Source organism: Alistipes montrealensis (assembly GCF_018362775.1).
GTDB lineage: Bacteria > Bacteroidota > Bacteroidia > Bacteroidales > Rikenellaceae > Alistipes > Alistipes montrealensis.
The window spans coordinates 585,039-603,543 of the sequence record NZ_JAGYXY010000003.1 but is presented as its reverse complement, the minus strand read 5'-3'; the positions used below and the strand labels follow the sequence as shown (position 1 = coordinate 603,543).

14 protein-coding genes are annotated in these 18,505 nt (G+C 45.7%); 10 read left to right on the top strand and 4 right to left on the bottom strand.

The window, feature by feature from the left end:
* The first annotated feature begins 9 nt into the window (after positions 1-9).
* The 7 genes from KG007_RS14050 to KG007_RS08640 all read left to right on the top strand — a co-directional run bounded on the left by KG007_RS14050 (position 10) and on the right by KG007_RS08640 (position 9,440).
* A complete protein-coding gene (locus KG007_RS14050) occupies positions 10-144 on the top strand; it encodes a hypothetical protein (protein ID WP_262897746.1) in 135 nt (44 codons plus the stop codon).
* Positions 145-262: 118 nt separating this feature from the next.
* Complete coding sequence (locus KG007_RS08665; RefSeq protein WP_213348195.1) at positions 263-1,276, top strand: hypothetical protein; 1,014 nt, start codon at positions 263-265, stop codon at positions 1,274-1,276.
* Positions 1,269-3,617, top strand: coding sequence for a GH92 family glycosyl hydrolase (locus tag KG007_RS08660; RefSeq protein ID WP_213348194.1), 2,349 nt, complete (start codon positions 1,269-1,271; stop codon positions 3,615-3,617). The genes KG007_RS08665 and KG007_RS08660 overlap by 8 nt, the downstream gene beginning before the upstream one ends.
* Before the next feature lie 51 nt (positions 3,618-3,668).
* Positions 3,669-5,906 carry a glycoside hydrolase family 2 protein gene (locus KG007_RS08655; protein WP_213348192.1) on the top strand — a complete coding sequence of 746 codons (2,238 nt, stop codon included), beginning with the start codon at positions 3,669-3,671 and terminating at the stop codon, positions 5,904-5,906.
* 21 nt (positions 5,907-5,927) lie between these two features.
* Positions 5,928-7,787 carry a sulfatase-like hydrolase/transferase gene (locus KG007_RS08650; RefSeq protein ID WP_394369661.1) on the top strand — a complete coding sequence of 620 codons (1,860 nt, stop codon included), beginning with the start codon at positions 5,928-5,930 and terminating at the stop codon, positions 7,785-7,787.
* Positions 7,788-7,868: 81 nt separating this feature from the next.
* Positions 7,869-8,153, top strand: coding sequence for a 3'-5' exonuclease (locus tag KG007_RS08645; RefSeq protein ID WP_213348190.1), 285 nt, complete (start codon positions 7,869-7,871; stop codon positions 8,151-8,153).
* Between the two features lie 714 nt (positions 8,154-8,867).
* Positions 8,868-9,440 carry a PcfJ domain-containing protein gene (locus KG007_RS08640; protein ID WP_213348187.1) on the top strand — a complete coding sequence of 191 codons (573 nt, stop codon included), beginning with the start codon at positions 8,868-8,870 and terminating at the stop codon, positions 9,438-9,440.
* A 540-nt stretch (positions 9,441-9,980) separates the two neighbouring features.
* Here KG007_RS08640 and KG007_RS08635 read toward each other — a convergent pair.
* The 4 genes from KG007_RS08635 to KG007_RS08620 all read right to left on the bottom strand — a co-directional run bounded on the left by KG007_RS08635 (position 9,981) and on the right by KG007_RS08620 (position 15,917).
* The gene (locus KG007_RS08635; protein ID WP_213348185.1) at positions 9,981-11,918 is read right to left on the bottom strand and encodes a hypothetical protein; all 1,938 of its coding nucleotides are present in this window, start codon (positions 11,916-11,918) and stop codon (positions 9,981-9,983) included.
* A complete protein-coding gene (locus KG007_RS08630) occupies positions 11,911-13,602 on the bottom strand; it encodes an O-antigen ligase family protein (protein WP_213348183.1) in 1,692 nt (563 codons plus the stop codon). Before KG007_RS08630 ends, KG007_RS08635 begins: the two co-directional genes overlap by 8 nt.
* A 61-nt stretch (positions 13,603-13,663) precedes the next feature.
* Positions 13,664-14,197, bottom strand: a complete 534-nt coding sequence (locus KG007_RS08625) for a hypothetical protein (protein WP_213348182.1) — start codon at positions 14,195-14,197, stop codon at positions 13,664-13,666.
* A 28-nt stretch (positions 14,198-14,225) separates the two neighbouring features.
* On the bottom strand, positions 14,226-15,917 hold the full coding sequence (locus KG007_RS08620; protein ID WP_213348180.1) for a hypothetical protein: 1,692 nt from the start codon (positions 15,915-15,917) through the stop codon (positions 14,226-14,228).
* A 655-nt stretch (positions 15,918-16,572) separates the two neighbouring features.
* Here KG007_RS08620 and KG007_RS08615 point away from each other — a divergent pair.
* The 3 genes from KG007_RS08615 (at position 16,573) to istB (ending at position 18,424) form a co-directional block, all read left to right on the top strand.
* A complete protein-coding gene (locus tag KG007_RS08615) occupies positions 16,573-16,848 on the top strand; it encodes an ArdC family protein (RefSeq protein ID WP_213348178.1) in 276 nt (91 codons plus the stop codon).
* 108 nt (positions 16,849-16,956) lie between these two features.
* Positions 16,957-17,658, top strand: a complete 702-nt coding sequence (locus KG007_RS08610) for a Mu transposase domain-containing protein (RefSeq protein WP_394369667.1) — start codon at positions 16,957-16,959, stop codon at positions 17,656-17,658.
* 19 nt (positions 17,659-17,677) lie between these two features.
* Positions 17,678-18,424: an IS21-like element helper ATPase IstB gene (gene istB, locus KG007_RS08605; RefSeq protein WP_213348174.1), complete on the top strand. Its 747-nt coding sequence runs from the start codon at positions 17,678-17,680 to the stop codon at positions 18,422-18,424.
* Positions 18,425-18,505 lie beyond the last annotated feature (81 nt).

Genomic DNA, 18,505 nt, shown 5'->3' with positions numbered 1-18,505 from the left:
GATGAAGATTTGACTCCGACTACACCGCCCGGTTCCGGAGGTGAAACTCCGGAACCGGGCTACAAGCCGGAGAAGGAGGTCCGCATGATCGTGTCGGGCAACTGCTGCCCGGAGCATCATTGGATGGCCGACAAGGGAGCGTGAACTGAAAAAGGACTATACGGCGCAGGATATTAGCATATCACGCTCGTAACAGGTCCGTATAAAGACAAGACGATGTATGACATCACAAAAGAATTGTTGAACAAACCTTATGAATAAAATGAAATGTTTTAAAACATTAGCTTTGCTGTTCTCTGCATTGCTGTTTTTGACCTGCTGCGGCTCGTCCGACAGTGAACCGGCTCCGCCTGAGGAGCAAAATCCGGAGCAGCCCTCCGAACCCGAAAAACCTACTCCTGAGCCGACATACAAGCCCGAAAAGATTGTACGCATGATTGTGCTGGGCGACCCTTACAAATCGGAGCACTGGATGGCCAACAAGGCCCACGGATTGAGAAAAGACTACACGGCGCAGGACATCCTCGAAATTATCGAGGACCTGAAACCCGACTGCCTGGAGCGTTTCGTAACGGGAAAACAGGACCCCGACGAACTCGTCCCTGTGCGCCGGGGATATCCGCCGATGACGATTCTCGAGTTTCTCAATGCGGCGATTCTGGCCGGCGGCGAGAACTGTTACATCATTCCGAAACTCAACCTGAACTGGCTGACAAAGGCATGGAACAGCGAGAAGCTCTTCTGGGATTCGGCGCAGAATCTCTATGACTTGCCCCTGGTGCGCCCCATACGCAACATAAACCTTGATGTATGGACCTTCTACTGCGACGAGACTACTCCCGAGCAGCGTGATGCCATGTTCAAGCGCCTGCGCGAGATAGGATACGAGAAGATCGGCGTGAACTTCACGGGAAACATCAACACAAATGACCCGAACATCGACTATGGCGATTTCAATATAAATAAAGATAATTGGACGGTCAATGAAACATCACTCGAGAAGTTTAAGAGTTATAAGAACTTAAAGGAGTATCACTTCTATATCGACTATCCCGAGCCGATGCATACGTTCATGAAGTTGTCGCCCGATCAGCAGGCCGATGTCTACTGCAACGAGATCTATCCCAAGCAGCTGACAATGGGGTTCACGTATGTTTATCCTATTATCCAGGACGAATGGGATGCGCGTGAATCCATCACGCTTATCACAGGTCCGTATAAGGGAAAGACGATGTACGACATTACGAAAGAGTTGTTGAACAAACCCTATGAATAAAATGAAATGTTTTAAGACATTGGCTTTGCTGCTCTCTGCATTGACATTTTCGGCGTGTGGAGCGAAAAGTGAGACACTCTCTCCGGCCGATTATGTGAACCCCTTTATCGGAGCGAGCACCAGCACCAGTTCAGCGGGTGTCTATCACGGTATGGGCAAGACATTTCCGGGGGCGACAACGCCCTACGGCATGGTGCAGGTCAGCCCGAACACCATAACCGGGGGCGACAACAGCCCGGGTTACAGCTATGAACACAAGACCATCGAGGGTTTTGCCGTGAATCAGATGAGCGGCGTGGGATGGTTCGGTGATTTGGGCAATTTTCTGGTGATGCCGACAACCGGCGAGCTCCAAACCATAGCAGGCAAGGAGGACGGTTCGATCGGCGGTTACCGTTCGCACTATGACAAAAAGAGCGAAACGGCCACAGCAGGATATTACAGTGTGAAGTTGACCGACTACGATATTCGCGTAGAGACAACAGCCACACCACGTTGCGGTATGCTGAAATTCACCTTCCCCGGAAACGACTGCTCGCGCATACAGATCGACCTGGCACGCCGTGTCGGCGGAACATCCACCGAGCAGTATGTTAAGGTGGTCGACGACCATACAATCCGAGGGTGGATAAAATGTACGCCCGAAGGTGGCGGATGGGGTGACGGAAAAGGCGGCGTGAACTATACGCTCCACTTCTTTGCACGCTTCAGCAAGCCGCTCGAAAAGTATGGCTTCTGGAGTGCTGAAATTCCTGATAATTGGAGCCGTAAGCGTAATAAAGTGGTAAGTATTCCCTATCTTACGCGCGTTTCACAAGCTCCGCGGATTACCGGTGTCGATGAGATTCAAGGCAAGCATCTGGGCTTTTACACCGAGTTTTCAACTACCGAAGGCGAGGAGGTTGATCTGAAGGTGGGTATCTCCTATGTCGATGCCGAGGGTGCCGAGAAAAACTTTAACGCCGAGATTGCCGATCTCGATTTCGAGTGTGTGAAAGCATCAGCGCATGAGTTGTGGAACAAGGAACTCAGCCGGATAAAGATATCGGGGGGTACTCACGACGAGAAGGTGATTTTCTACACCGCCCTCTATCGTACGATGATCGATCCGAGAATCTATACCGACGTTGACGGACGATATATCGGAGGAGATTTGAAGATATATCCCAAGGATGCGACATTCACAAAGCGAACTATTTTCAGCGGGTGGGATGTTTTCCGCAGTCAATTCCCGCTGCAGACCATTATCAATCCCGAACTTGTCAGTGACCAGATCAACTCGCTTGTTACAATGGCTGAACAGAGTGGCCGCGAATACTTCGAGCGTTGGGAAATAGCCAATTCCTATTCAGGTTGTATGATAGGCAATCCGGCTCTCTCGCTACTGGCCGACTCCTGGGTAAAGGGAATACGCACATTTGATGTTGAAAAGGCATATCGCTATGCCGTCAAAACATCGGCACTCTTCGGCAACGATTCGCTGGGTTACACCGCAGCACCTCCTCGCCGCAGTATGTCAATGACATTTGAATATGCCTATACCGACTGGTGTATTTCACGTTTGGCTGCCGCTTTGGGTAAAGAGGACGATGCTGTCCTCTTCGCCGAAAAGAGTCTGGCTTACAGAAACCTTTTTGATACCGAAAAGGGGTGGTTCAGACCGCGCAAGGCAGACGGTTCGTGGGAACCGTGGCCGGAAAAAGGAATCACTGAAGAGTGGTACGGGTGTATAGAAAGCACTCCGTATCAGCAAGGGTGGTTTGTTCCACACGATCTGGAGGGATTGAAGCAACTTATGGGTGGACGAGAGAGGACTTTGGCGCATCTGACCGAGTTCTTTGAAAAGACACCGCCGGACTTTAGATGGAACGACTATTACAATCACGCCAACGAACCTGTACACGCCGTCCCATTCCTCTTCAACCTCTTGGGGGAGCCATGGAATACACAGAAATGGAGTCGCGTGATATGCCGGAATGCCTATTTGAACGATGTCGCAACCGGTATCGTAGGCAACGAGGATGCCGGACAGATGTCGGCATGGTATGTCCTGGCGGCATCGGGAATACACCCATGGTGTCCGGGTGATACGCGTATGGAAATCACCAGTCCCGTGTTCGACAGGGTGGAGTTTTCGCTCGACAACCGATATGCTTCGGGTGAAAAGTTTACCGTTATAGCATATGACAACAGCCCCGAAAACATATACATACAAAAGGCCATGCTTAATGGAGTGGAATACAAAAAGTGCTACCTCGACTTTTCAGACATTGCGGCAGGCGCAACACTGGAACTCTTTATGGGTGAGACACCGAATGAAGAGTGGGGCGTGGATAAATAGTGATTTCATACATAAGTCGCCTGACACATTAAACATAAATACCTTAAAACAATGAAGAAGATTCTTTTAATATCAGCCATTTTGTGTTTTGCCTTTTCGACTGTTTCTGCCGATGATTGGGCTCCTGCCGGGAATCGGCTGATGACTCGCTGGGGAAAGTCAGTGACACCCGAAAACGTGTGGCAAGAATATCCGCGTCCTCAGCTGGTACGCGAACAGTGGCAAAATCTCAACGGTCTGTGGGATTATGCAGTAACGGATGAATTCGTCAAGAAAACTCCGTCTTACTGGGATGGTCATATTCTGGTGCCATTTGCGATTGAATCGGCTCTGTCGGGTGTCGGCAAACGCTTCAATCCCACCGATAAATTGTGGTATTGTACCGAATTCTCTATCGATGCGTCATGGAAAGATAAAAACATAATCCTTCATTTTGGTGCGGTCGATTATCAGGCAACCGTTTGGGTGAACGACCGTCTTGTGGGTAGCCATAAAGGCGGATACGATTCATTCAGTTTCGACATCACGCCATTCCTGAAGAGGGGAGCGAAACAGAAAATAGTCGTTGCCGTAATCGACCCCACCGAAGAGGGCGATCAGGCTCGCGGCAAACAACAGATAAAGACCGGCCGTATATGGTACACGCCGATTTCGGGTATCTGGCAGACCGTATGGCTCGAACCCGTTTCAAACAGCCGTATCGAGAAGATTGTTCCCCTGGCCGATATCGACAACAAGAGCATAACTCTTAAAACAACTTTTATCGGCACAACGACCGGCGACAAAGTGGCTGTCAACATCTATGACCCTGCAGGCAAGGCCGTGGCAAACAAGGAGTTTGCTGCAGATGAGGAGCTGGTTTTCTCCATCTCGGACATGCAGCTGTGGAGTCCCTCTCATCCGAACCTCTATACTTTCGACATGACACTCACCTCGGGAGGCAAGCAGACGGACAAGGTCTCCTCTTATTTTGCCATGCGCAAGATTGCTGCACAAGAGGACGAGTTCGGCACCAATCGCATGTATCTGAACAACGAGTTCCTCTTTCAGATGGGTACACTCGACCAGGGATGGTGGCCTGACGGACTCTGCACGCCACCTTCTGTCGATGCCATGAAGTATGACATGGAGGTACTCAAATTGCTCGGATATAACACGCTGCGCAAACATATCAAGGTCGAGCCCGCGCTCTACTACTACCACGCCGACAAGTTGGGTCTGCTTATCTGGCAGGATATGCCTTCGGGCTTCCGCCTTTCGGAAAAGCCGGAAGCCCATGTCCGTCAAGGTCGTGAAACCGACTGGAATCGCCCGGCCAAGAGTGCCAAACAGTGGGAGACAGAGCTAAAGGCAATGATTGACGGGCTTCGCTTTTTCCCCAGTATCATCTGCTGGGGTGTCTTTAACGAGGGCTGGGGGCAGTACAACACCAAGGGAGTTGTCGACATGGTTGTAGACTACGACAAGAGCCGTCTTGTAAATGGTGTTAGCGGATGGGTAGACCGCAATGCAGGTCCTATGTACGACATACACAACTATCCCAACGTGGCAATGTGCGCGCGTGAGAAGATCGGCAACCGAGTACAGGTGATTGGTGAGTTCGGAGGTTTGGGACTTCCTGTCGAGGGTCACCTGTGGAACCCGAAAATGCAGAACTGGGGTTATGCTAACATGAACGGACAGGATGATTTGGCACGTGACTACGCCAAATTGATTTTCGACCTTGAGCCCCTTGTCCTGAAGGGGTTGAGCGGTGCCATATATACGCAGACTACCGATGTCGAGGGCGAGGTCAACGGTATGATTACCTACGACCGCGAAGTCATCAAGCTTCCTGTCGAAAAGGCAAAGAACCTTCATAACAAGCTCTACTCCTTGCAACCCGCACAGCCTGTTATGCTTACTCCCGATTCGAGAGTAGGTACGGCAAAGACCGCCTATTCGCCCACACGCCGCGACCGTGCCACTGAATTTGTCCCCGGAGAACTTCCTTTGCCCGTGAACCGCAATTCGTCCATAACGGCAAAGTCAACCTTCAAAGTGGAGAAGATGCCGCAGGTGCTATCGTTGTTTATCGGCGGTTTGGGACACCTTACCGTATGGATTAACGGTGTTGAGGTGGGTTCTTATGAACGGATTAACTATGACAAGGGGTCAAGCAAGTTGAATCATTTCAATCTGAGCAACCACATCAAACATCTTGTTGTGGGTGAGAATGTCATCGAGGTCCAGACCGGTAGCGGTCCTAACAGAGAGGGCGAATTCGACTTCTGTCTTTGCGCCTATTAATTGCATACGCTTGAAAAAGCTATGATTACGAAAGAAAATCGTATGCTGATGGGAGCGGCGCTCTTCTCTTCCGTGACTCTCCCTTTGGGAGCCGCGGCAGCGAAGAGCGCCCAAACGAACGGGAAGCCCAATATCATCGTCATCATGCTTGATGATATGGGCTATTCCGACATCGGTTGTTTCGGCAGTGAGATTCCCACGCCCAATATCGACCGTCTTGCCGAGCGAGGTGTGCGCTATACGAATTTTTACAACACGGGGCGCTCGTGTCCGTCGAGAGCAAGCCTGTTGACAGGACTCTATTCGCATCAGGCCGGTATCGGCGGCATGTCCGAAGATGGTGAGGATATGAACCGTGAGAAGTCGAAGATGGACCACGGCGTCTACGGATACCGCGGCGCTCTGAACCGCGACTGCGTGACCTTTGCCGAGGTGCTTAAAACCGAAGGTTATCACACCTATATGACGGGCAAATGGCATGTTGGCCTTATCGGGCAGGAAAAGTGGCCTTTGCAACGCGGATTTGACCGTTTTTATGGAATTCTGGCCGGCGCTACGAGTTATTTCCGTCCTTCGGGAGAGCGCGGACTGACACTCGACAACGAGCAGCTCCCACCGCCCGAGAGCGAATACTACACGACCGACGCTTTTACTGACAAAGCCCTGGAGTTTATCGATAGCCGCGAGGACGACAACCCTTTCTTCCTCTACCTTGCCTACAATGCTCCGCATTGGCCGCTTCATGCCAAACAATCGGATATCGACAAATTTGTCGGCAAATACGATGTCGGCTGGGAAGCCATACGTCAGGCCCGTTATGACAAAATGGTAAAACTTGGCATCATCGATAAGAATTGGGGACTTGCCGAGTGGGAAAACCGCTCATGGGCAGAACTGACCGCCCGGCAGCGCAAGGAGAGCGCCTACCGCATGGCTGTCTATGGCGCCCAGATCAGTTGTGTGGATCAGAATGTCGGCAAACTCATCAGCTACCTCGAAAAAAGCGGGAAATTAGATAATACCCTAATCATATTCTTTACGGACAACGGTGCTTGTGCCGAGAATTACTCTGAGAGTGGTGGCGGAGCCTTCGGCCAAATCAATAATCCCGAAAAATCGGGTGTGATATCCTATGGTAAGCCATGGGCTCAGGTGAGCAATACGCCATTCCGCAAATATAAGGTGCGCGCATACGAAGGCGGAATATCGACGGCATTTATCATGTCGTGGCCGGAGAAACTGAGTGAATACAATGGAGAAATCCGCCGCAACACCTGTTTCCTGCCCGACATTATGGCCACATTGGTTGATGTGTCCGGAGCGACATACCCGCAGACATTCCATTCGGGTAATCGGATACAGCCTATGGTCGGCAAGAGCATGATACCCACTGTCTATGACCCTAAAGCAGAGATTCACGAATATATCTACGGCGAACATGAGAGCAATTGTTATGTGCGTTGGAAACAATGGAAGGCTGTAAAGGATATTGACGGCCTGTATTGGGAGTTGTATGACATTGAAGCCGACCGTTCCGAGCGGAATGACCTTTCGGCGAAATATCCGCAGATACTTTATGATTTACAGGAAAAATGGTTGGAATGGGCCGAAAAGACTTACGTGAAACCGCATGTTATTCAAGAAGCATTTTTCCCGGCTGAGCTTACCGCAAAGAATAAGGCTCGCAAGGTTGCCAGAGATGCCGTTGGAAAGATCAAACGACAAGGCGGATCAGAGGAGTCGCTTGAAAAGGCAGAAAATGAACTTCGTAAGGCTCGTACGGTGTTTGAGCAATTAAGAAAGCAACTTGAACAAACCGGAACATGGCGTAAACTGAAAGATGGGACTCTTGTCTTATTTCCTCCAAAAGATAAGAGGTAATCGTTACACCATGATTGTATTTATGAATTCCGGCATGCGAGCCCCCGATATTTCAAAAGGCTTATTCGGGAATAGGGAGCCATGAAATACGAACTGGTTGAGAATTTTCGCAGCAAAAGCAACCTCGTCGATTTCACGAATCAATTCGTTACACGCATTCGTCATCGACTGAAAGAAAATCCGATTATCGCCCAACAGACTGATAACGGAAAAATTAAAGTGATCCGTTATAAGAGTGAAAATCTTATTGAGCCGCTGGTGAAAGATATTCTATCCACCGAACTTCGCGGAAGCGTTTGCGTGCTTACGTATACGAATGACGAGGCTTTGCAGGTGTCAAATCCGTATTTTTTACTAATAAGGTAATTGGTTATTTGAACTGCGGTATTTGGGCGCAAGATGTTGAAAATAAACCGTTGCTATCTCGTTACCTATTCTCTTATGCAAAGATGTAACATCCTAATTTATAGAGTCGTTACAAAAATTTAATCCCACACGATAACCGGTACGGCGTCTTGCCTTGAGTGCGGCTACGAATGGTTTGACAAGGCTCTCAAGCCTGGCCCTTATGTCTGCCCGCATTGCGGTCAAAAGATCGAGATCATCGAGACCCGAAAACGCCGGTTTAAGCGGGACGAAGCCTATTACTGCATCCTGACAACCAGCGGAGGCTGTCAGGTAATCCACTTCTTTGACATATACGTTATCCGGCATGTTGGCCGCGAAGCCTGGTATGATTGCCGAGAGGTTGTCCAGCTATGGATCACGCCGGACGGTAAGGTGGTATCCATTGCCCGGCTGCGGCCTATGTTCTCGACGTATCAGGATAGTTGGTGCTGGAGCAGCGATTTCGAGGTTCGGCCCTATAAGATGTGCTACGACATCAATCCGGGGTTTATCTATCCCCGAAAATGGATTATCCCGGCGCTCAGGCGTAACGGGTTCCGTGGCGATCTGCACGGGATTTCGCCGCTGCGCCTGTTCCTGACACTCTTGGGTAACTGCCGGGCCGGGACTTTACTTAAGGACGGTCAGTATCCGATGTTGGCCCACGAGATTCGGAGTCATGTATGTTCCGATGTGAGATACTGGCCGTCGATCCGGATTTGCATGCGTCAGGGCTATATGATTCCGGATGCATCGATGTGGTGCGACTACATCGACTTGTTGCGGTATTTCAACAAAGACGTATTAAGTGTCCAGTATGTCTGCCCGGCGGACCTCAAGGCAGAGCATGACCGCCTGATGCGTAAGAAGCACGAACGGCTGGAGAAAGAGGAGCTGCAGCGCAAGATGCAGCAGGCCCAGGAGGCTGAAGAAAAGTTCCGGGAGTTGAAATCCCGGTTTTTCGGCATCAGCTTCGCGGATGGTACGATCCGGGTACGGGTCCTCGAGAGCGTCGCAGAGCATCTGCAGGAAGGAGTGCTGATGCACCATTGCGTTTTCACTAACGACTACTATTCGCGGCCCCATTCACTGATCCTTACCGCGCAAATCGGCGAGGAGCACATCGAGACCGTCGAGGTCTCACTGGAGACCTTCCAGGTCGTGCAAAGTCGTGGAGTCTGCAATAAATTGACGAAATACCATGACAGGATCATTGACCTGGTGGAACGAAACATGGACCAGATCCGCCGATGTATGAGTGCATGATGATCTTCTTCCCTTCACTATTCAACATTAGGCCCTCGGAGTTATTGCTCCGAGGGCCTTTTCTTTGCATACGGCTCACAACGGCCCCGGCCATATCGCCGTGCGGATCTATGATCCTACTGCACGGCCCCCTCCCTGAACTCGCGCAGGCCCCGGCGACCTGGCCGCCGGATCACCGCTCGCGGGTGGCTTCGTCCGGCAAGCGTCCTCGCCGTCCGGGGAAGAGCGGTATTACTCACTCACAACAAGGATGCGAAGTTAGCCGAAATCCCGGCGACAGCGGCAAGGATCGTCGGCCTAGTTCCAGGTCCGGACGCCCGGAGCCCGGTTCGGAAATATTTGTCAGCTACGCCTGCCTGGTGGTTTTTGCCTCTCCCTCGCAATACGCTGAAGGAACAAACAACAATTTCGAATTGGGATAATATTCTATTTTAATACCATTGCTATCGTAATTGATTATCAGATTTCTGAAAAATTGCACAATATGAGTTGCTGAGTTTTTATGCCAAATGAAGAATTCAGGCCGTTGGTATATTAATATTACAAAAAGATCGGCCCTATATTTTCATCGTATATGAATGGACGAATTTCTTTTCCGCGTGAGTTATTTTTAAGAAGATATAAGGCTCCAGACGGTATATTATCAAAAGTGATGTAAAAATTCGTAGCCCGTTTCTTTTCTAATGAAATCCAGCCGGTTAAATCTTGATAAAATAATTCATACTCATCGCCAGGATAGATATAATTCTCATCATTTCGAGGAGAACATCGAGCATGAGTAATATGAACAGATTTTTTCATATCCATTCCTATCCAGTCGCAATTTCTCATATATGTGAGCTGATTCCCATCAAATGCCGGGCCTATTGGACTTTTCCCTGTTATCATAATCATATCCGAATCCTGTTTTTTTAAAACGGTTTTTATATAAGCTTTTGAATATAAGTTAATAAGTGCTGATATTGGAGTTCCATATACCGTATCATTTTGATTGTAGAAGGATAGTTCTGCAATTTCATTTGTATTTTTGTCGGTTTTAACTCTCCAATAACGATACTTTTTCCTTGTTGAATTTTTTAATTCGTAAAAGGGTTCATACAAAGGGGCAATTATAGAATCGATAGTTTCTGCATCTTTGAAATCGGGACGGTTTGAACCTTCTAGTTTCATTCCAACGAGGGATTCTGCCCAACTTAACTTATTTGCATTCAAAGGATATTTTCTTTTCAATTTAACAGATATTAATTTATTCTTTTGCGGAATATAATTAGTTTTTGTCTTTTGGGCTGTTAAATGAAACGGATAACCAGCAATAATTTCATTTTTGTTATGATAGTATATTGGTAGGTATAATGAGTTTACTCCCATTTTATTGAATGTCGCATTTTTGTTTTTAATTTCGCCCCATGCAATTGGTATCCATTGCGACTCATTGAATACGCACAGATAGGCATATTGAGGTTTTTGTTTGTCCAAGATGTGAAGATTGCAGGATATACTGACATTTTTAGAATATAGTTCTGTGACATCTTTAATAAACGGGGATTGAAAAAACGCTGGGACATCATTAATTTTGTCGTTTGGATAAGGATTATGCGAGAACGACATACGATAAACCTTAGCCGCATGTTTTGTATTTATCTCGTTTAAGGTAAGATGATCCATTTCAGGATCTAAAATTGAATTCCAGTAATGACTTCCGTTTTGATCTGGCCAATAGGCAAAATCTAAGGTTGTTGGGATACAAAGTAAATTTAATCGAGCTTGAGTAATATAGGCGGTGTATATACAATCTTTTTTATAGAATCCAATGGGAGCTGGTAGTTGAAATGTTTCGGTATAATAATATTGATCAGATGCAAATACTTTGTTGATAATAGTTCCTCGATGTGATAAAATCGAGTAATTACTATAAATCGGATATTTAACTGCCTCCTGAATTTTGTTTATATATACGCTCAGCGAATTGTTATCGGATATGTCAATGCTCTCTTTATTTTGTCTATAAGGTAGTACATATTCGCAGAAGTTCTCGAATGATATATCCTTACCCCAAGGAACGACCTCTTTTAATTTGAATTTATTATCGATATGTTGTATAATATATTCTGCAGATAGAGTCTTGATATCTTCAATTTTCTCTAATTGCAACGTACGGGTATAAAATGATAGGTATTGATTATCAAAGTAATGCAGTATATAAAATTTCATATCAGGATATAATCCGGATAACTCGTTTTTGTATGATTCGTATAGTTCCCCTTTGTAACTATAGTGACCGGGCATATTGGTGATGAGGAACTCCGCAGCTTTCAATTTTTGAGGATTGGAAGTATTTCGGTAATGCTCAAGGACCGATTCAATCTCTGACCTGTTATCCTGGCTTGCAACCAATGCCTGCTGAATCTCAGGAGAATATTTTTTGCAACAAGATCCGGCCAAAATAACAATGGTCAAAAGTGGTAGTAGCTTATTCATGATATTTGTAGTTATCGGATTTTTGAGACAAAAAAAGCAAAGCTTCGCCTTTTATTTTCAAGTTAAGTGATGATTCGGTTTTTAACGGTTGCTCAAGCAAAGCTTTTGCTTGAGATATGGCCCGTAGTGAATCATTCTGTTGTATTGAGAGTCTCCACAATAAATATAAAGGCCGTTGTCGGGTTGGAATCATATTATGGGCAATTTTATAATATTCTTCAGCTTTATTATAAAGAGAATCAAGTGTATAATGGGTTCCGATCGTACAGTATGTCTCACAACTAGCTGGAAGTTTCTGTAGATCCTCTAAAGAAGGATTGTCTTGTAGATATGTCGCCCAATAATAATTGAATGTCTTGTTTTGGCTTAGTTTTTCGTAATATGTTTTAAAAAAAATATTTGCCGATTTCGTTGACCCCGAGAAAAATAGATTCATTATTTTGGATACAGAATGATAGAATTTGAGATCTGCCAGAGCAACGGTAGATAGTAAAAGTGGCATTGTAAGCAATACTATTTGTAACCGAGATGATATAGAAACCGAAAACAAAACTTTGTTATGCATGAGTCCTATTAATGCGAAATATAGAAATAATAGTGTATATACCTCGCTTGGATAAGAAAACAATCCAAATACAGATAAAGAGGCAAATGCCCCGCGAATGATTCGTTGTGACAGATTTAGAGCAGGAGTCAAATAAAGAAATACGTACAATATGATTAGAAGTATAGCCCCGATGATTCCTAACTCGACAAAAATATGAATGAATTCATTATATGGATATGCCACATTATCCGCGACTTGAACATATTCTGAGGTTGGCTGTTTCGCAAAATAGTCTGCTTGATAAAGCATATATTTTTGCTTAAATGAGCCGATGCCATGTCCTGTAATTGGCTTATCTTCAATCATGTTGACCGAGACTTTCCAAATTAGTAACCGAGCTTTTGCAGAATCAGGCCGATAATATGATAGAAATATAGTCAGCATAAAGAATAATGCAGATAAGCAGAATCCTGTAATAGTATGCATATACTTTATCTTCTTGGGCAAAAAATTCCAAAATAAAATCAAAAAACCTGTAATGAGCCCCAAATATGCAGCGCGAGAATCAGCAAGGACCAATGCATAACCATTAAAAAAAAATGCAATGATATAGATTGCTGCCAATATCTTATTCTTTTTCCGGTATTCCAAAACCATCCCACTTGATATGACAGTGCAAATTGCAAGAAATCCTCCTAATGGTCCTGGGTTATAGAAAGTGCCCGTTATTTTAAAAATTTTTTGATTACTGGATATTATTCCAATTTGTTGACTTATGACAGTAATGGCCTGCAGAATACCAGCCCAGACGATTACATGTAAAATAAGATGAGAGTTAATATTATTATTGCGGATGAAAATATATCCCATGAGCACAGTTCCCCATGTCCAATATAAAACTGGATCATTTTCTGAAGTGCAAGAGTAAAATGCATTTATAACTCCAATAGTGAAAAAACAAATAATCCAAAGATCAGTGAGTGTAATATGTATAACCTTGGGTCTTATGTTTTGAAAAAAGTGCGGGATGAGTAATCCCGCACATAATAATCCACAGAAACACCAAAATATAAGTACAAATTGATAATTCCCGAAAATAATACTCTGATTAATTTTTTCTGCTAAGGGAAATGCCATTAATACAATGCAAAAAAAGCATGTAATACTTCGATTAATATAGTTATCCCATAGCATTATATCAATTCTTAATCTCGTTCAACTTTTGAAGTCGTTGATTTTCTCGTTCTTTCGCCATAGAGTCCCATTTTATTGATTTCTCGGAAACGGGTGCTTGACCTTTATCAATTCTTTCTATAGCGGCTCGCTCTCCAAGATGAAATGGCATGTAAAGTTTATCGATTTCTTGGGGAGTCGCTCGTGTGAAATCGAATCCTAAGCCATTTCCGAAAAGGATATTTGTTACATTCCCGTTTGCCCGAATATAAACTTTTGCACCGTATTTCGTAACAAATTTATCATTTGGAAAAGTAACACAATACAATAATGATTGAGTTATATCATTTGATATCGGTTCTTGCGCAATTGATGGTTTTTGTCCTTTTTGATAATAGTCGGGGCCATGTTTTAGTAAAGCTGTCTGTGCTTTGACAATTAGGATGCTATCTGTAAGAGCCGTTCTTTCAGAAGGTGTGTTCATCGTCTGCGCGATGATGTATTTTGTGCTAAAAATTGTGATACTATACAATAGTAAAAGGAAGTAATGACGTTTCATATTCTTGAGGATTATAAATTATAATATATTAATATTTAGGCATAACCGGTCTTCCATTATAATGTTTGCCGTAAGCATACAACTTTGCAGGAGCGTCTATTGGTGTACCTCCTTGTCCACTTGTATAATCATATACCATCTGTGATATTTCAGAGACATCTCCTTCTTGAATATCGGCTGGTGAGGGACCAGGGGTTCTATATATTGCAGAATTGACATAAACTAAAGGCGGATGAGTATGGATTGCCACGACTGGTATCCGCATCCCATTCCGAGGATCAGGATTTGTATATATTGAATACTTCACTTGAACATGGGCTCCTTGTGTACCATCGGATGGAGCCTCTGGACCTGTGAATAGCTCGTAATCATATAATCCTTTTTCTTCGGTGCGAGTATCTAAGTATATGACAGTTCCATATTCACGGAATGTTCTTGGATTGCATGCGTTTTTTGATTTAGTCCACAATTCATCAATAAGTTGAGCATTTGCTCCTATGATGTCATCGAATGATGGGAAAATTACATCTACCTCAATAGGATCACTGACGTATTTATCAGTGTAATCGATAGTAACGATAACCCGGAAACGAAATTTGCCAGGCAAAGGAGGGGCAAACCTTACCCAATTCGAACCATCACCAAGTATCGATTTCCAATCATTATTATACGCAATCTGCCAATCGTAGTAAATATTCGAGGGTACTGACTGTTCTATTGTTTTAATGGGTTCTACAGTTGCAGATAAATACATTTTGTCAAGAACTTCAATTGTAGTAGCAGAAACGGAGAACTGAATTTTGTAGTCAGTATGATGTTTAATATCGTCATTATAGTCGTCTTCATTTTCACTACCAGAGCCAGTACCACCACCTCCGACCAGACTCCCGCCAGTCGTTCCGCCGCCACCGCCTGGGTTTGGATCAGGGTAGGTTGGGTGCCATGGTAATACGATATCTGGTTTATGGGGCCGCCACCCGGGGATAACAACTTCTTCGATAGGAGTGGAATTTAATTGATAAAACTCAGCTCCTGAAAGTATTGATGATATAAAAGTTATTTTATCTGTTTCAGTTGTTTCTGTATCGTAGCAGGATGCCGCAAGCCTTTTATCGCCTTGTTCGTAATAATCCACCCTTACTGTTGAATTGTCTTTTATTGATGCGTAATGAATTAACCCGGAAAAACTTGAGTTAACCCCGCCGTTAAAAAAAGAATCATTTACTTTATTGTAATCAGAACTAGCAGATATTTTAGCCGGAATTATTGTCATAATATAACAACCTGTAACACTATCTTTTTTATTCCGAACGGTAACTAGCTTTTGAGCGATAGCTGTATTGTATAATTTTGTGTGTTTCACCGAATCTCTTAATTTGTCATAAATGGTAACAGTATATAAATATTCTGCAAGGATAGGCACATCAACACTTTCTATACTATCATTAGCGGAAATAATAGCTTTAGACCAGTCTGGAGTATAATTTCCAGGCTCAAAGCTTTGAGCGGAACTCTCTATTGAATGAGTTGAAATTCGTGTTTGAGCCTTTAAACCTAAAAGAGTTTGTGAGAAACAAGCATGTGCATCCTCAATGGTTAGGGATATATTATCCCGATCTTTCTTTTTTTTCTTGTCGGGTATTTCTGTTCTGTCTTCAGAACATGAAATCAGCAACGCAGTCCAAATTATCAATGACATGCGTAGTAAAATGTTTTTCATAGGCAAATGTTTTTAGGTTATTTGTGGTTTTTGAAATAGTATTTTACCTAAAAATACTTTATCTGTTTTATAAAAGACCTTTAACTCTAATAATAGACATACAAATGAGTCGTATTTTTTACAGTTTTATTTGCTAAGAACTGATATAGCCAAATTTCATGGGTTCATTTATTAAGATTTGTGTGGGGTATATTATGCTTGTTTGTGTTAGTCAACGGTTCTGGCCATGACCGGCTGCCGGCAACTGCCGGTTATTTTGCCGTTCGGATCTGCGATCTTGATGCACGGCCTCCGAGCCCCCTGAACTCGCGCAGCCCGGCGACCATGCTGCCGGGCCCAGCTCGCGGCCGACAGCGATCGGCAAGCGAACTCGTCGTCCGGGGGAGAGCGGTATTACTCACTCACAACATAGATGCGAAGGTAACCGAAATCCCGGCGACAGCGGCAAGGATCGACCAGCCTGGTAAGGCTGGTTGCCTGGCCCGATGCGGAAATATTGGTCCGCTACGCTCGTCGATGCCTCGACGGCAAATATTTCCTTCCGGGTCCTTGCCTTCAGAGCAGTCGCCCGGATCGGCTGGAGCCGCATCGCTGTTCTGAGCGTTTCAGGCAGTGTAGAACTCCAGCGCAGGAGGATAAAGTCTGCATTTACGTTATGTCACATTCTGAAGTTATCGAGAAGATCTCTTCTCATTTCGCGGAGCTGATGATCGCAAAGATCGAGTCCATGACCGAATCCTGGCAGAAACCGTGGATCTTCGGGCAGGGTATTCTTCCCTACAACATTGTTTCCGGAAGGAATTATACTGGCGCGAACATTCTGACGTTGCTCATGCTTACGGAGGTTAAGGGCTACCAGAGTCCTGTATTCGTAACCTTCAAGCAGGCTAAAGAACTTGGCCTGCAAGTCCGTAAGTGGAAAACACGGTAAAATTGACCCAGTAGCGACGGTTTAAAATGACCCGCCGAAAACGGATAAAAGTGACCACTATAAAACGGTCGAAAATGACCCACCAAAAACGGAGCAAACTGTCCCGATCTGCGGTCACTTAACATAGCTATCCGTGCGGCTCTTGAGAAACATAACAACCAGAACCGTCCACGGCGCAACTACTCCCGTCGGGATTACTTCGAGGATGTAGAACAGGAAGCTCTCGGGCCTCTGAACCCTATCCGTTACCAGATGAAGAAGCATATCATGACTACGGTCGACAAATACGGCTATGCTCGTCTTCACGAAGACATCCACTACTACAGCGTTCCACACACCTACATCGGCAAGAAAGTACAGTTGTCTTATACAGCTACCGACGTGGAGATTCGCTACAACTACGACATCATAGCCCATCATACCCGCGACCGCCATAACTACCGCTACACTACCGTTACCGAACACCTTTGTCCAAAGCATCGCGCGGTGATGGAGTGGTCGCCCGAGCGGTTCATCCAGCAGGCTGCCGCCATACATGAAGACGTGGAGCATTATATCCGCAGAATACTGGAGAAAACCCGCTATCAGGATCAGGCCAACAAGATATGTTCGGGCATCCTGAACTTCGCCCGTAAAGTGGGGCCCGACCGTCTGGCAGCGGCTTGCCGACTGGCCGACAGTTACGGCAAGTACAGTTTCCGGGAGATACAGGATATACTTCAGAATAAATCCGAAGCGATAGACCTTCCGGAGGAGCCTGCCGATATGCCTGAACACGAGAACATCAGAGGCAAAGAGTACTATAAATAAATACTTAATCCATAAAACTATGAACAATCAGACCTTAGAGAAACTGCGCCAGATGCGCCTGTTCGGCATGCATGACGCTTTTAAGACCTCGCTGGAGAACACCATCAAAGAAAAGATGACCCAAGACCAGTTCGTATCGCACCTGGTTCAAAGCGAGTTCGATAATCGTAAAAACCGGGCTGTGGAGCGTGCGGTCAGAGCCGCCCAGTTCCGTTACAACGCTGCACTGGATGATGTCGACTATACCTTCGAACGGGGCCTCGACCGTAATCAGGTCGAGCGGCTTGCCGCTATGGAGTTCGTGCGCGACCACAAGGACCTAATCATTACCGGTCCAACCGGGACAGGTAAGAGTTATCTGGCCACCGCGCTCGGCTATAAGGCCTGCCAGGACGGCTTCCGGGCAATGTATGCAAGTACGGCCAAACTGATGAGCCAACTCAAGATATCCAAGGCTAAGGGCACTATACTGGCCGACCTCAAACGCATCGAGCGGGTCGACATGCTGATCCTCGACGACTTCTGTATGCAACCGCTCGACGCTCAGTCGCGCGGCATACTGATGGACATCATCGAAGACCGGCATCAGCGTCGGTCGACAATGATCACATGGCAGATCCCAGTCAAGGACTGGTACGACGTGATCGGCGAGAAGACTATCGCCGACGCCGTACTCGACCGCATCGTACACCACTCGCTTCGCGTCGAACTCTTCGGCGAGTCGATAAGGAAAAGAAAATCTAAATCAGAAAATGCCTATGGATAGACGCCTGCGACGTGTAAAAGATCTACTCTTGTTCTTTTATAGCCCATTATTATCTTTGTAGTGTTGGTCGACACAATCCCG